Genomic DNA, 15,698 nt, shown 5'->3' with positions numbered 1-15,698 from the left:
GCCAATATGATCACCGGATTCTCATCATTTTCCTGTATTTCACACGAGATCAGATATTTTCCGTCATCAGACATGGATTCAGGTATGAATGAGTGTTTTTCGGTATGGCGAATGAATATTGCGGATAGGGGAGTCGGATATTACCGGTTTTAGATCATAGTAAAGCAGATAATTTTGTTTATTGGCTGTTGCCGAAAAGAAGAGTTTATTATCCCATTTTCCGATAAGAGTCAATATCGCCGCATTATCAAAAACACTTTTTCTGGGATCTGTCAGTGTGTATCGTGCATCTTCCGCTACTTTATATTTTCCTAATTCAATATGCCATTGCGAGACGGGTTGATATTGTTTATCAATGGAAAAAATAATCTCTCTTTGAAGAAAGTGTGACCATCTGTGTGGAATGAATTACATTCATTTGGAAGGGAAATTATTGGAATCTGTGGAGTAAGGACATAAAAAAAGGAGCAACGCCTTGCTCCAACCTTTGTTAACCTTAAATCTAATACTATGAAAAACACATTGCAAATGTACGGCTTTTCATGGGAATAGCAAATAATCCAAGAATAAAAGCATGTTTTATAACACGTTTTAAGAAAAAAGTGCGGTTTATTAAATGTTTTAGGATCTTTAATTACTATTTTTTGTGGTGAATCGGATTGAAACGATGTTTATCTTGATTCCCGATGAGACATGGAGTAGGGACATAAAAAAGGAGCAACGCCTTGCTCCAACCTTTGTTAACCTTAAATCTAATACTATGAAAAACACATTGCAAATATACGGCTTTCCACGAAAACTGCAAATAATTCTGGTAAAAAACGGTATATTATAATATATTTTAATGGAATTAATAAAGTTATTAATAAATATACCTCCTTTTGAAAGGTTTATTTAGAAATTGGTGTAACCGATTTTATTGGCGGGATAATTGGTAAGGTTAGTAAATATACATCTTTTTAGGTATGGTAAAACTATCTGTTAAGGTAGGTAGATTAGTAGGAAACCCTTATCTTTGCCTTGTTATTTATGAACTTAAAAAAGAAGACTATCCGTGAGCAATGATATTGAATTAACCCCGATGATGAAACAATTCCTTGACCTGAAGGCTAAGCATCCGGATGCAGTGATGCTGTTCCGGTGTGGGGACTTCTATGAAACTTATTCTACCGATGCGATTATTGCGGCTGAAATATTAGGAATTACTCTCACGAAACGCGCCAATGGGAAAGGAAAAACCATTGAAATGGCAGGTTTTCCTCATCATGCATTAGATACTTATTTGCCGAAGCTGATCCGTGCCGGTAAGCGGGTGGCTATATGTGATCAGCTTGAAGATCCCAAAACAACGAAAAAGTTGGTGAAGCGTGGCATTACGGAGTTGGTCACTCCCGGTGTTTCTATCAATGATAACGTTTTAAATTATAAAGAAAACAACTTTCTGGCTGCTGTTCATTTCGGAAAATCCGCTTGTGGAATAGCATTTCTGGATATTTCTACCGGAGAGTTTTTGACTGCAGAAGGACCTTTTGACTATGTAGATAAGCTGCTGAATAATTTTGCCCCAAAAGAGGTTCTTTTTGAACGTGGAAAACGTGGAATGTTCGAAGGAAACTTTGGAAGTAAATTTTTTACTTTTGAACTGGATGACTGGGTATTTACCGAATCCAGTTCCCGGGAGAAGTTACTGAAACATTTTGAGACGAAAAATCTGAAAGGATTTGGAGTTGAGCATCTTAAAAACGGTATTGTTGCTTCCGGAGCTATTCTGCAATATCTGGACATGACGGAGCATACTCAGGTGGGGCATATCACTTCATTAGCCCGTATTGAAGAGGACAAGTATGTACGTCTTGATAAATTTACAGTGCGCAGCCTGGAGTTGATCGGTAGCATGAATGATGGTGGAAGTAGCCTTCTCAATGTAATCGATAAAACTATCAGCCCTATGGGAGCGCGTCTGCTGAAGCGTTGGATGGTATTTCCGTTAAAAGACGAGAAGCCTATTAACGATCGATTAAATGTAGTAGAATACTTTTTTCGTAAACCGGATTTCAGGGAGTTGATCGAAGACGAGTTGCATCGGATTGGAGATTTGGAACGTATCATTTCGAAAGTGGCCGTCGGGCGGGTTTCTCCACGTGAGGTAGTACAGTTAAAAGTTGCTTTACAAGCAATTGAACCTATTAAAGAGGCTTGCCGGCAAGCTGATAACCCCAGTTTGAATCGTATTGGAGAGCAGTTAAATCTTTGTATTTCTATTCGCGACCGCATTGAGAAGGAAATTAATAATGATCCTCCTTTGTTGATAAATAAGGGAGGAGTCATTAAAGACGGAGTGAATCCGGAACTGGATGAATTACGTCAGATAGCTTACTCGGGTAAAGATTATTTGCTTCAGATACAGCAGCGTGAAAGCGAACTGACAGGAATACCAAGTTTGAAGATTGCCTATAACAGTGTTTTCGGATACTATATTGAAGTGCGGAATGTACATAAAGATAAAGTGCCGCAAGAGTGGATACGCAAGCAGACATTGGTAAATGCAGAGCGCTACATTACTCAGGAATTGAAAGAATATGAAGAAAAGATCCTGGGTGCAGAAGATAAGATATTGGTATTGGAGACCCGCTTGTATACAGAATTGGTGCAAGCGCTGAGTGAGTTTATTCCTGCCATTCAGATCAATGCTAACCAAATAGCACGCATTGACTGTTTGCTGTCATTTGCCAATGTAGCTAAAGAGAATAATTATATCCGTCCGGTTATTGAAGACAGTGATGTGCTGGATATTCGTCAAGGGCGTCATCCGGTAATTGAAAAGCAATTGCCGATTGGAGAGAAATACATAGCTAATGATGTGATGCTGGATAATGCAACGCAGCAGATTATCATTATTACGGGTCCGAATATGGCCGGTAAGTCGGCTCTATTAAGGCAAACTGCATTGATCACCCTGCTTGCACAGATTGGTTCATTCGTTCCGGCCGAGAGTGCTCATATCGGATTGGTGGATAAGATATTCACACGTGTCGGTGCCAGTGACAATATCTCTGTAGGAGAATCTACTTTTATGGTCGAGATGAATGAAGCATCTGATATTTTGAATAATGTATCTTCCCGGAGTCTCGTTTTGTTTGATGAATTGGGACGTGGTACTTCTACTTATGACGGAATATCTATAGCTTGGGCCATTGTGGAGTATATTCATGAGCACCCGAAGGCAAAAGCACGTACACTTTTCGCTACCCATTACCATGAACTGAACGAGATGGAGAAATCCTTTAAACGTATAAAGAATTATAATGTATCGGTTAAGGAAGTGGATAACAAAGTTATTTTTCTCCGGAAACTTGAAAGGGGTGGAAGTGAGCACTCTTTCGGTATCCATGTGGCCAAGATGGCCGGTATGCCTAAAAGTATAGTGAAACGTGCCAATGAAATTCTGAAGCAGCTCGAATCTGACAACCGCCAGCAGGGAATTTCAGGTAAGCCGCTGGCAGAAGTCAGTGAGAATCGTGGAGGTATGCAGTTGAGTTTCTTTCAGCTTGATGACCCGGTCTTATGTCAGATCCGGGATGAGATACTTAATCTGGATGTGAATAATCTGACTCCGATTGAAGCATTAAACAAACTGAACGATATCAAAAAGATAGTCAGGGGCAAATAATTATTTAAGAAATTCTTCCACCTTTTTATAAAATAGAGATAAGTGGTGTCCGTCAATAAACCCATGATGAATGGTCATAGCGATGGGCATCACTAATACACCACCTCTTATGACGGCTTTACCTGCATTCATCAACGGGTAATTACTACCGTGACGATGTTCCTGCGTACAGGTCAGTGAGGTAAAATATAAATCGGGAGTGGCGCTGAGCAGCACTACATCCAGTAGATCATTACCTCCTGTCTTTTCTGCTTCATAAGGGTCTTTATCCGGATCTATTCTGTTAATGATGGCTTTGGCTTCTGTATGGAAAGTTTTAAAATCAGGATGCCAGGGAAGTCGTACAGTAAAAAAACGTCCGTTATCTGCCACTTTAATGGGAGTCAGCATATCCACTGTATCGAAATAGACTACCTGTCCTTCAGAATCGATGCGGAACCGGAATTCTTTAATTTCATTGACAGCACGCAACACGGCATAAAGATAGTGCAGGAAGAAGGATTCTCCGGCAGCTTTGGCACGGGTTTTGGCACCCGAACATTCTACTTCTGAAGTAATAGAAATAGTAGGATTCTGGAAACCAAGGAAAAACTCGTAATTTTCTTTTCTCTCCCAGGTTTTAATATCAATAATATGTTTCATTTTGCACTCTTTTTCTTTCCATAGAAAAACATAAAGTAAACACCGATGATTACGAACGGAATACTTAACCATTGTCCCATATTCAGTGCCATACCATTTTCAAAGTCCACCTGATTTTCTTTCAGGAATTCAATGAAGAAACGGAAGGTAAAGATGGCTGTCAGGCAAAGTCCGAAGAAGAATCCCCGGTGTAGTTTCTTGCTGTAGTTCTTATAAAGGAACATCATAATCAGGAATAAGATAAAATAGGCTATTGCTTCGTAAAGCTGTGCCGGATGGCGGGGTTGCATGTCTACCCGTTCGAAAACGAATGCCCAGGATACATCTGTTACCTTACCGATAATTTCAGAGTTCATTAAGTTGGCAAGGCGAATGAAACAAGCTGTGATAGGAGTGGCTACTGCAATCATGTCTACCACATCCATATAATTCATCTTTGTTTTACGGCAGTAAAGCCAAAGGGCAATAATCAGTCCGAGCGTACCTCCGTGGCTGGCCAGTCCTTCATATCCCGTGAACTTCCATCCGCCTCCGGGAAGAAATTTGACCGGAAGTATCATTTCCCAGAAATGATTCAGGTAATATGCCGGATCGTAGAACAGGCAATGTCCTAATCGTGCTCCGATGAGGATGCCGAAGAAACAATAAAAGAAAAGCGGTTCGAACTTCTTTTCGTCTATCTTCTTATCACGGTACTGATAGTGGACTACCACATAAGCAAAGAATATTCCGATAGCCCACAGTAATCCGTAATAACGGATTGAGATGCCGAAAAGATTGAATAATTCCGGATTCGGATTCCAATTGATAGATAAAAGAAGGTTGTTCATAATTATTTCTTTATAGTTTGATGAATTTTTTAGCAACTTCCCGATAGGTAGGTACATCAATGTCCTGTTCTTCAGCTGCTGTTATCATATCGAAAAGCAGACCCTGTACCTCTGATTCGTGTCCGCGTGCTATGTCTTTTTGCATGGATGCCGTGCTCTCAGGAGCCAGCTTATCGATAACTTTCAGATTGTATGTGACTATATCTTCTTTAAATTCGATTCCAAGTTTCTTTCCCAGGGCTGCACTTTCGGTAGAGAGTCCAATGAAAGTGTCGCGTACCTTACCCGGTTTCTGCACTTCTCCCATCGGAACATTATAATAGGCTCCGGTGACTGCCATAGCCGAGATGAAAGACCATTTAATGAAGGTATCACGATTAATATCGGGAGAGATTTCAACTTTAATGCCGCTCTCCTGTAAGTCTTTCTGTACGGCTTCCATCATTCCCACAGGAACGACAGTTCCGCGGTGTGCCCCATATACCAAACGGAAAATAGTTCCCATCTGAGTGATTTCGCCCGGTCCGGAAACAAACCCTACGATGTAGATACATCCGTCCAATACAGTGATTCCCGGTACCAGACGTTGTATGCGCGGCCCGGTACCGTATACGTTTAATATAGGAATTACAATTGTATTTTCATGGGAAGCCCGTTTGATAAGTTCTGTGATGGAGTCTACGGAATATCCTTTAACACATACAAATATCACGTCAGCTTTTCCGTTATATTCTTCTGCCGTGCAAGCGTCCATCCGTAATGTATGTTCACCTTTTAAGTCCGATTTCAGTTTAAGTCCGTCCTGTTGTATCGCTTGCAGATGTGCTCCGCGGGCAATGCAGGTAACGTTTTTACCGGCAAGTGACAGAAAGCCGGCGATACTTCCGCCTACGCCTCCGGTTCCTGCGATAAGATAACGAAGTCTGTTAGTACTTTCCATGTTCATGATATTTTCTTGTGTTGCTTGTTAGGCATAATATACGGGCGCAAAGATAATGATTTGCTTGAAGATAGTGTTAGAAAGCGGGGAGTTTTCGTTTTGAGGGGAGGAGAAAAAAAGAGCTGACCATTTGATCAGCTCCTCAGTCTATAATTGAAAATAGATGTCTTATACATTGAAACGGAAGTGCATGATGTCTCCATCCTGTACTACGTATTCTTTTCCTTCTACGCCCAACTTTCCGGCTTCTTTAACAGCAGCCTCCGAGCCATATTGCAAGAAGTCTTCATATTTGATTACTTCTGCGCGGATAAATCCTTTCTCAAAATCGGTATGGATTACTCCGGCGCACTGTGGGGCTTTCCAACCTTTTTCGTAAGTCCAGGCACGTACTTCCTGTACGCCGGCAGTGAAATAAGTTTCAAGGTTCAGCAGCTTGTAGGCCGATTTAATAAGGCGTGCTACGCCCGATTCTTCCAAACCGATCTCGGCGAGGAACATTTGGCGGTCTTCGTAAGTTTCCAGTTCGGCGATGTCAGCCTCTGTTTTTCCGGCTACCACGAGGATTTCGGCATCTTCGTCCTTAACGGCTTCACGTACCATGTCCACATATTTATTTCCGTTGACTGCACTTGCTTCGTCTACATTGCAAACATACATTACAGGTTTGCTGGTAAGCAGAAACAATTCTTTTGCTATTTTTTGTTCGTCTTTCGTTTCAAAAGTTACTGTACGTGCCGATTTGCCCTGTTCCAGCGCATCCTTGAATTGCACAAGTACGTCATAAGCTTGCTTGGCAGCTTTATCACCTCCCGTTTGGGCTTGTTTCTGCACTTTCTGTATGCGGCTCTCGATGGTTTCCAGGTCTTTTAGCTGCAACTCGTAATCGATGATTTCTTTATCCCGTACCGGATTCACACTTCCGTCCACATGAGTTACATTATCATCGTCAAAGCAACGGAGTACATGGATGATGGCATCGGTTTCACGAATGTTAGCCAGAAATTTGTTTCCCAGTCCTTCGCCCTTACTGGCACCTTTCACAAGTCCGGCGATATCTACGATTTCTACCGTTGTAGGAACAATACGGTTGGGATGTACCAATTCGGCCAGTTTATTTAAACGTTCGTCGGGTACAGTAATTACACCCACGTTCGGTTCGATCGTACAAAAAGGGAAGTTTGCCGCCTGTGCTTTCGCGTTGGACAAACAATTGAAAAGTGTTGACTTACCTACGTTGGGTAGTCCGACAATACCACATTGCAATGCCATAATATTATAATCTTTTTTATATTATCAATCAGTTGTGTATTTCTATCAAATGGAAGAGTAACCCTATAAAGTTGAAAAAGAGCAATTACTCTGATAATATTCCGTTTTGGGGTGCAAAGATAATCAATTTTAGGCTAATGCAGTCATCTGCTTTCCCTTTTTGTCCAAAATGGGATTGCCTTTTACTACCTGGATCACAGACAATGAGAGAGAATTTGTGTCACTGTGCCGTTCTGAAAGAAATTTCATAGGGTTTTATGCCATCTCCTTCCGGAGTGCGGAAAGAAAGCCCTAAAAGAGTGATTCCATACTCTTTTCCGGGTAACAATTCTACTCCGATAATCACAGTACGGTTGTCATTGGCGTAGTTGACGTTTAAAATCTTGGGCATTGCATCCATTCCGAGGTGACCATAATTGATAGAGTATCCGCGGCCCACCAAAGGACGGTCAAAGTGGATAGTAATAGTTTTGATGTCGCTCCGAACGGTTGTATCGCCGTTGGTAAATTCGTCGATCGAAACTACTTTGGGACGGATAGAATCATAGTTTGCGGTATATTGGGCAAAGCCTGTATAAGCTTCTGCCAGCCGTGGCATATAGCTGTTGAGAGTCGGGTATGTCGTGCGGTCAGAGGCATACTTCTCAAGTTCATCGACCAGCTTGCTTATCCAGACAAAGCCACGTGTTTTTTGTATGACGGTTTCTTTGGTGATTTCGACAGCCGGGAAGTTATGGTCTTTCATGTATTTTATGACTGCCGCACGTACCATTGCTTCGGTGAGGACAATAGACCATTGTCCATAGGCTTGGCGCGCCATTTGTTCGCCAACCGCAGCATAAATCTGTTCGCCGCTTGTGCGGAACATTTCCGGATCGAAGCTTACGAACGAATGGTTGAATTCGTGGATTAAAATTGGTAAGATTAATTCAGATGGATAAACAACCATTCCTACGGAATCGGTAACCCATGCTCCCATGATTGAAAAGACATTATGTACGTTTTCCTTGTCAGTGACACTCGGTCCGTAATTTCCCGAACCGTTGCCCATTGAAAGTATAATGTGAAACCGGTCGTTGGACTTCTGCCCATAGAAGTCATTATACCATTGGATATCTATGTTTTTGTAAATAGGCATAAAACGATTTACAGCCTCTTTATATAAGTTTTCGTTTGAGTGATAAAAGGCATCAAAACGACTGTCTTTGACAAACTTCTTTAACAGTTTGATGAATGACCCTACTTGATTCCTATTCCAACGAGAGTCCAGTGAACCATAATCTTCGGGCAGATTGAACTGGTCGTCGAGATTGACAGCCATACTCATCACTGCATCGTATGAAACACCGTCAGTCTTGACCAACGAGCGTACGAATAGTATAAGTTCGTGGTTTTTATATGGAGAAAAATGCGATTCGATGCGGTCTGTGTAGAGTTTGAAATCGTTTTTGCTATACTCCGGATTACCCGTTAAACGGAAAACAATGCTAAGTAGTTCGACTCTCTTATCTACTGTCGGCTGGATGAGCATACTGTCAGTTTGTGCCTTTACCTGTTGTGCTGCACAGATTAGCAGCGTAAACATAATGAGGGTGATCTTTCTCATATTGAAATAAGTGTTTGGAGGTTATGATATTGACAAAGGTAATTAAATAGGAATTAATACAGCCACTTCTCTATACTTTTTTGATATTGAGTGTATAAAGGAAGCTATTATTTTTTCAAACAGTGTCGTTATTGTATTATATTTGCCCAAGTAATTCACAAACACTTAATAACATGAAAAAGTATTTATCATTTATTCTCCTGTTCGTTGCCTTCACCTTACAGGCACAGGAGACGTACAAAACAGTAAAAGACATTTCGTATATTCCTGCGGGGGAAACGGATGGTTACCGTAAGGAACGCTGTAAACTTGATGTCTATTATCCGGTTGGGAAAAAAGACTTTCCAACGATTGTCTGGTTTCATGGCGGAGGATTGGAAGGGGGAGGAAAACACATTCCTGAGATGTTTATGAATCAAGGATTTGCAGTAGTCGCTGTCAATTACAGGCTTAGTCCTAAAGCTAAAAACCCTGCTTATACCGATGATGCAGCCGCTGCCGTTGCCTGGACCTGTAAACATATAGAAGAATATGGAGGTAGTCCCAAACGTGTTTTTGTTACCGGACATTCGGCCGGAGGTTATTTGACTTTAATGGTCGGATTAGATAAATCATATCTTCGGAAATATGGAGTAGATGCTGACAGCATAGCTGCGTATCTTCCTATCAGCGGGCAGACTGTTACACATTTCACCATACGTAAAGAACGCGCGCTGCCCGAAGGCATTCCGGTGATAGACCGGTATGCGCCTTGCAACAAAGCCCGTAAGAATACACCTCCTTTTATATTGATTACCGGTGACCGGAATTTGGAAATGGCCGACCGTTACGAAGAAAATGCTTTGCTGGCTTCAGTACTGAAGAATATTGGTAATCAGAAAGTATCACTTTACGAATTGCAAGGCTTTGATCACGGACAGGTATATACTCCGGGTTGTTGTCTGGTGGCGAATTATATTCGTCGTTTTACTGTGTCCGGAATGTAACCGGCGGTTCGGTTGGATTCTTTAGAAAGATATTTCTCCCTCATTCGTAGTACGAATTTACCATACTTATGGTATTGAGAATGAACCAAATCTGCACTACCTTTGTCCTATTACTAATAAACAGATATTTAATAATAGATAGATATGGGAAAGATAGCAAAGAAGCTGACAGATTTAGTCGGTAACACTCCGTTACTGGAGTTGAGTAATTATAACGCAAGTAAAGGGCTCAAAGCACGTGTAGTGGCAAAGCTGGAATATTTCAATCCGGCCGGAAGTGTGAAAGACCGTATTTCTCTGGCCATGATTGAAGATGCCGAAGTGAAGGGGACGTTGAGGCCAGGATCTGTTATTATAGAGCCAACCAGTGGAAATACCGGAGTCGGTTTGGCATTTGTGGCTGCTTCCAAAGGCTATAAGCTGATCTTGACCATGCCCGACACGATGAGTATGGAACGCAGGAACCTGCTGAAGGCGTTAGGAGCGGAGCTTGTACTTACTCCGGGAGCAAACGGGATGAAAGGAGCCATTGCCAAGGCTGAGGAACTGCAAGCGGCTACTCCCGGATCTGTCATTCTGCAACAGTTCGAAAATCCGGCTAACCCTGCGGTTCATGTACGTACTACCGGACAGGAGATCTGGAGAGATACCGATGGAAAGGTGGACATCTTTGTGGCCGGAGTAGGAACGGGAGGTACCGTAAGTGGAGTAGGGGCTGCTTTGAAGGAGCATAATCCTACTGTACGAATTGTGGCTGTAGAGCCTACCGATTCACCGGTATTATCGGGTGGTGCTCCCGGTCCGCACAAGATACAGGGTATTGGAGCAGGATTTATACCCAAAACCTATAATGCTGCTGTGGTAGACGAGATTAAACAGGTAGGAAACGATGATGCTATCCGTACCAGTCGTGAATTGGCTGCTAAAGAGGGGCTTTTGGTCGGAATCTCTTCCGGGGCGGCAGTATATGCAGCTACCGAGTTAGCCAGACTTCCGGAGAATGAGGGAAAATTGATTGTTGTATTATTGCCGGATACAGGTGAACGCTATCTGTCGACAATCTTATATGCGTTCGAGGAGTATCCGCTCTGATGCATTGTTCACTACAGATTACACAGGATTTGCACAGATTAATGATTCGTCTTACTAACTATCGGATCAAAATTCTGAGTGAATCCGTGTAATCTGTGGTGAATTTATTTCGTATGCGGCACCGCATACTCTTTTGCCGTAACGTTTTCAATCGGTATCTCCCAGATTTTTACATTTCTCACTGCCGGATCTGAGTATACAAATTCCCGGCTGCTATAATGCCGCATCAATATATTGAGCGCTTCACGTTTTTCTTCCAGGTCTTCGATAAAGTTTACGCGTCCTCTGCAAATCACACTTTTGGCCCGCATCCGATAACTGCATGCCACCTTGGGGTGCTGGAATACCAATTCGTGGTCTACACTGAAAGTGATGCAGACACGGTTATTTTTTGCCAGCATATCGATGCTGCTGCCTGTGGGGCCGGAATGCAGATAGATCACTCCATCCTGATAGCCGAAGTTCATGGGGATCACATAAGGGTTGCCTTCCAGGTCGGTGATACCGACAAAGCAAATATCGCAACGGGAGATAATTTCTTCTACCTGCTCTTTGTTTTCAATGATTACTGTCTTCATAACTATATTCTCTTGATAGGAATACAAAGATGGAAATTTATTTTAATAACTTTGCCTTCCGGGAATATAGAAATACAGTTTTTGAAATGAATTAACCCTGATAGTTATGAAGAAACACATTTTTACCACTCTTTTTTGTTTACTGGAAGCTTGCCTGTTGTTCGGCGGAAATAATCTTTCGCTTTGGTACCGGCAGCCTGCTGCCAACTGGAATGAAGCTCTTCCTTTGGGAAATGGATATTTGGGTGCGATGGTATTCGGAGATGCCGGGAGAGAACATTTGCAACTGAATGAAAGCACACTATATAGCGGTGAACCTTTTTCCGGTGTTGGCGTACCTTCTATCGGAAGTGTATACAATGAAGTGCTTGCCTTGTTGAACCATGGCGATTATGCGGGTGCCCACCGATTGATAACCCGGAACTGGCAAGGCAGGCTTTCGCAGAGCTATCAACCTCTGGCCGACCTTTTTCTAAGCTTTGATGTTCAGGGAAAGGTGGAAAACTATGTGCGTGAACTGAATCTGCAAGATGCCGTACATACTATTCGCTATCAGGCAGGAGGCATCCGCTATACCCGTGAATACTTTATATCCAATCCGGACCGGGTAATGGTGATTCGTATCTCTGCTTCACGTCGGTCGCCTGTAAATGTAGCGGTGAGCTATACATCGGAGCATCCGACAGCGAAAGTTGATGGTACGGGTGAAGAGTTGATTCTTTCGGGACAGGCTCCGGGTTGTGTAGAGCGGCGGACGCTGGACTTCCTCGAAAAGAACGGATTGACAGATCGCCATCCGGAACTTTTCGATAGTCACGGACGCCGAAAGACCGACAAACAAGTGCTGTATGCCGATGAGGTTGGCGGCAAAGGGATGTTTTTCCAAAGCCGGGTGAAGGTACTGAAAGGAAATGCCACCTTGCAAGACAATCAGTTGAAAGTGAGCGGAGAGGGTGAAATAATTCTTTTGGTTGCTGCTGCCACCAGCTATAATGGCTTTGATAGAAGTCCTTCACAGGACGGCAGTGATTATCAGGCCAAGTTGGATACGATTCTTTCCGTTGCCGGGCAACTGCCTTATGAAGATCTGAAGAAACGTCACTTGGCGGACTATCAACGGCTGTTCGGTCGTGTGGCGTTGACTTTGAAATCGGAGAAAGACTATTCTGGTCTGCCTACCGACCGCCGTATTATCGGATTCAGGGACAATCCGGACAATGCTCTGGCAGCACTTTTGTTTCAGTATGGGCGTTACCTGCTGATAGCATCTTCACGTGAAGGCGGACAACCCGCCAATCTGCAAGGTATATGGAATAAGGATGTGGTTCCGGCATGGAGCAGCAGTTATACCATTAATATCAATACTGAGATGAATTACTGGCCGGCCGAAACCACCGGACTGCCTGAGTGCAGTGAACCGCTTTTCCGACTGATTCGGGAACTTGCGGTCAATGGTTCCGCTACAGCTACAAAGATGTATAACCTTCCCGGCTGGACTTCCCATCATATCACCTCTATCTGGCGTGAGTCGGGACCGGCAGACGGTGAACCTACCTGGTTTATGTGGAATATGAGTGCCGGCTGGCTTTGCCGGCATTTGTGGGATCATTACCTGTTTTCGGGGGATAAGAAGTTTCTCCGTGAGACCGCCTATCCGCTGATGCGCGATGCCGCACGGTTTTATAACGCCTGGCTGGTGGAAAAAGACGGGATGTGGCAAACTCCGTTGGGAGTTTCACCCGAGAATCAGTTTCTGACTCCGGAAAAGAAAACTTCGGCCGTAGCTCCGGCTCCGGCGATGGATATGGCCATTATTCGTGAACTCTTCAGCAATACGGCTGAAGCAGCTGCGATTTTAGCTGCCGATTCTATTCTTCCTCCTGCCGATACTCTCTTGCTGCACGTAATGGGAGCAAAGCAACTGGTGCCTTACCGTATCGGAAAGCGGGGGCAGATTATGGAGTGGAGTGAAGACTTTGATGAAGTAGAACCGCACCACCGCCATTTGTCACACTTGTATGGATTCCATCCGGGATGTGAAATAACACCGGGCAAGACACCCGAACTTGTCAGTGCAGTCCGCCGTACGCTCGAATTGCGTGGAGATGAAGCTACGGGCTGGAGTATGGGATGGAAGATCAACATGTGGGCCCGTATGCACGATGGAAATCACGCTTACCGTATTATACGGAATTTATTCACCCCCACCGACTTCGGGCCGGAAGTAAATCGGCATGGGGGATTATATAAGAATTTGTTCGATGCACATCCCCCTTTCCAGATCGACGGTAACTTTGGGTATACTGCCGGTGTGGCGGAAATGTTGTTGCAGAGCCATGACGGTGTGATAGACGTTCTGCCGGCATTACCCGATGTATGGGCAGAAGGAAAGGTTACGGGGCTGCGTGCCCGCGGTGGTTTTATTATAGATATTGCCTGGAGTAAATCAGGTAAAACTGTGGTAAAGGTATTTTCCGAACAGGGAAATGCCTGCCGTTTGAAGATCGGGCGGAAGGTGAAGGAAGTTGTAATTCCGGCAGGTCAGAGTCAGGTCTTTACGGTTAAGCGGTAGTCCGGCATGGGGCAATGACCGGCTGTCTCTGAAGCGGCGTCATTTCTCTTTTTCACCTTTCAGCAAGAACGTTGATGGATGCTTGGGATAATAATGTTTCCTCTTTTCCGGGATCGGCCGGAAGATAAAAGTCCGTCTTTCCGACTTTCATCTTCCGACCGACCGGGTCTACTTGTTTTTTTGCTTTCTGATTTCCGGTCGGATGGGGATGTACCGGTGCTTACAGTAAGTGCCTGTGCCTGCTCGATGATGATTCGTTTCCTTGATATAGTTGTTTTCAATCCTCCACTTCAAACTGTTTATATAAATCTTTCAGTTTACGGAGGGTTTTCCGGTAATTCCGTCCTAAAGAACGGTCTATGATCAGCAGGTAAATGGCTATGCCGAGTGGGACAACTACGACGTTCAATATACCGGGAGTTATATTCATTGCCATCAGATAGAACACATAGAAGCCCATTGCCGAGAGAAAGGAACACGTATATACGATCCAACCATATTTGGTATTGAACTTTACGCTTTTCTCAACTTCTTTTATCCGGTATTCCAACCATTCCTTTACAGCCATGCCGTTGGTGTATTTCCGCATTCTGTAAGCGGAACGTTCCCAAAGGAAATAGGAAACGGACAATACGGCCAAAGCGGCTATATCCACGTACGCTCTTTCCATGCTTTGCTCTCTTATAAACAGCATTACAATAAGGTAAACAACCACGGCGACCACAACGAGTCGGAAGACGGTTCCGGGATACACTGTCTTGATTGATTTTCTCGCGGATTTGATTACCATCTCGTTCAGTTTCTCTTCGGGATACGGTTTGATATTCTTTTCCACTCCCGCTTTCCAGGTTTCTTTAATGTCATGTGCTTCCATGATGCTTTACTTTTTAAATTGTTTTTGTAATCGGCTTTTCAGCCTGTGAATCTTTACGCCGACGGCGGAGCTGCTCATTCCCACTATTTCTGCTATTTCTTCATAACTATAGTCTTCCATATAAAGCAGCATGATAGACTTGTCTATTTCATTCAGTTTTTGAAGGGCATTGACAAGTCTTTGCCAGTTTTCGTCCTGTTCCTGCTGTTCCCAAGGGTCAACGGTCTCTCCCTCCGGCGGCGAGTCATGGAACTCGATGCGACTATCCTTTCTTATTTTCGAAATAGAGGTATTGATTGCTACCCTATAGATCCACGATGCGGGTTTCTCCTTGTTCTGCAATGCCGGGAAAGATCGCCAGAGCTGATAGACGGTTTCCTGAAAGTTGTCCTCTCTGTCCGCTTCCGATCTGAAATATACCCGGTTTACCTTGTGGATAATCCCCTGATAGGCAGTCAACATCTTCAGAAATTCATTTTTGTTCGACTTCATTTGTTTTAATCTTTACTTTATAGTCGGGCGAACGATGTTATTATTACAAGATTGCTTTATTATAAAAGAATAAGAGGGAAAAGAGTATAAAAAGATTAGGTAAGAAAAGCAATAGACAATAAAACAAGAGGCTGAACTCAAAAA

12 protein-coding genes are annotated in these 15,698 nt (G+C 43.4%); 4 read left to right on the top strand and 8 right to left on the bottom strand.

Annotated elements, in window-relative coordinates; translation table 11 throughout:
* Window positions 1-1,054: 1,054 nt before the first annotated feature.
* Entirely contained in the window at window positions 1,055-3,670 is a 2,616-nt protein-coding gene (mutS, locus tag QK890_RS14145; RefSeq protein ID WP_005782858.1) for a DNA mismatch repair protein MutS, read from the top strand.
* Here mutS and QK890_RS14140 read toward each other — a convergent pair whose 3' ends face one another.
* The 5 genes from QK890_RS14140 to QK890_RS14120 all read right to left on the bottom strand — a co-directional run bounded on the left by QK890_RS14140 (window position 3,671) and on the right by QK890_RS14120 (window position 8,960).
* Window positions 3,671-4,312 (bottom strand): chloramphenicol acetyltransferase, encoded by a 642-nt coding sequence (locus QK890_RS14140; RefSeq protein ID WP_005812487.1) that lies wholly within the window; start codon window positions 4,310-4,312, stop codon window positions 3,671-3,673.
* A complete protein-coding gene (gene lgt, locus QK890_RS14135; protein WP_032543399.1) occupies window positions 4,309-5,142 on the bottom strand; it encodes a prolipoprotein diacylglyceryl transferase in 834 nt (277 codons plus the stop codon). The genes QK890_RS14140 and lgt overlap by 4 nt, the downstream gene beginning before the upstream one ends.
* A 10-nt stretch (window positions 5,143-5,152) precedes the next feature.
* A complete protein-coding gene (locus QK890_RS14130; RefSeq protein ID WP_022010942.1) occupies window positions 5,153-6,082 on the bottom strand; it encodes a ketopantoate reductase family protein in 930 nt (309 codons plus the stop codon).
* A 168-nt stretch (window positions 6,083-6,250) separates the two neighbouring features.
* Window positions 6,251-7,354 carry a redox-regulated ATPase YchF gene (gene ychF / locus QK890_RS14125; RefSeq protein ID WP_005782865.1) on the bottom strand — a complete coding sequence of 368 codons (1,104 nt, stop codon included), beginning with the start codon at window positions 7,352-7,354 and terminating at the stop codon, window positions 6,251-6,253.
* Between the two features lie 220 nt (window positions 7,355-7,574).
* The gene (locus QK890_RS14120; protein WP_367627416.1) at window positions 7,575-8,960 is read right to left on the bottom strand and encodes a DUF4932 domain-containing protein; all 1,386 of its coding nucleotides are present in this window, start codon (window positions 8,958-8,960) and stop codon (window positions 7,575-7,577) included.
* A 173-nt stretch (window positions 8,961-9,133) separates the two neighbouring features.
* Here QK890_RS14120 and QK890_RS14115 point away from each other — a divergent pair, with 173 nt between their 5' ends.
* Both QK890_RS14115 and cysK read left to right on the top strand, forming a co-directional pair.
* Window positions 9,134-9,946 carry an alpha/beta hydrolase gene (locus QK890_RS14115; RefSeq protein WP_005782868.1) on the top strand — a complete coding sequence of 271 codons (813 nt, stop codon included), beginning with the start codon at window positions 9,134-9,136 and terminating at the stop codon, window positions 9,944-9,946.
* 144 nt (window positions 9,947-10,090) lie between these two features.
* Window positions 10,091-11,038: a cysteine synthase A gene (gene cysK, locus QK890_RS14110; protein WP_032531534.1), complete on the top strand. Its 948-nt coding sequence runs from the start codon at window positions 10,091-10,093 to the stop codon at window positions 11,036-11,038.
* Between the two features lie 104 nt (window positions 11,039-11,142).
* Here cysK and QK890_RS14105 read toward each other — a convergent pair whose 3' ends face one another.
* Window positions 11,143-11,616, bottom strand: coding sequence for a pyridoxamine 5'-phosphate oxidase family protein (locus QK890_RS14105; protein ID WP_005782870.1), 474 nt, complete (start codon window positions 11,614-11,616; stop codon window positions 11,143-11,145).
* Between the two features lie 106 nt (window positions 11,617-11,722).
* Between QK890_RS14105 and QK890_RS14100 the strand changes: the two genes are divergently transcribed.
* Window positions 11,723-14,188 (top strand): glycoside hydrolase N-terminal domain-containing protein, encoded by a 2,466-nt coding sequence (locus QK890_RS14100; RefSeq protein ID WP_122143217.1) that lies wholly within the window; start codon window positions 11,723-11,725, stop codon window positions 14,186-14,188.
* A gap of 277 nt (window positions 14,189-14,465) precedes the next feature.
* On the opposite strand, the gene QK890_RS14095 is transcribed toward QK890_RS14100, so the two are convergent.
* Both QK890_RS14095 and QK890_RS14090 read right to left on the bottom strand, forming a co-directional pair.
* Entirely contained in the window at window positions 14,466-15,062 is a 597-nt protein-coding gene (locus QK890_RS14095; protein WP_122143215.1) for a hypothetical protein, read from the bottom strand.
* 6 nt (window positions 15,063-15,068) lie between these two features.
* Window positions 15,069-15,554 (bottom strand): RNA polymerase sigma factor, encoded by a 486-nt coding sequence (locus QK890_RS14090; protein WP_005782877.1) that lies wholly within the window; start codon window positions 15,552-15,554, stop codon window positions 15,069-15,071.
* Window positions 15,555-15,698: the final 144 nt, after the last annotated feature.

The organism is Bacteroides sp. NGMCC 1.200775 (assembly GCF_040798045.1).
Classification (GTDB): domain Bacteria; phylum Bacteroidota; class Bacteroidia; order Bacteroidales; family Bacteroidaceae; genus Bacteroides; species Bacteroides hominis.
This window is presented reverse-complemented; position numbering and strand designations above follow the sequence as displayed.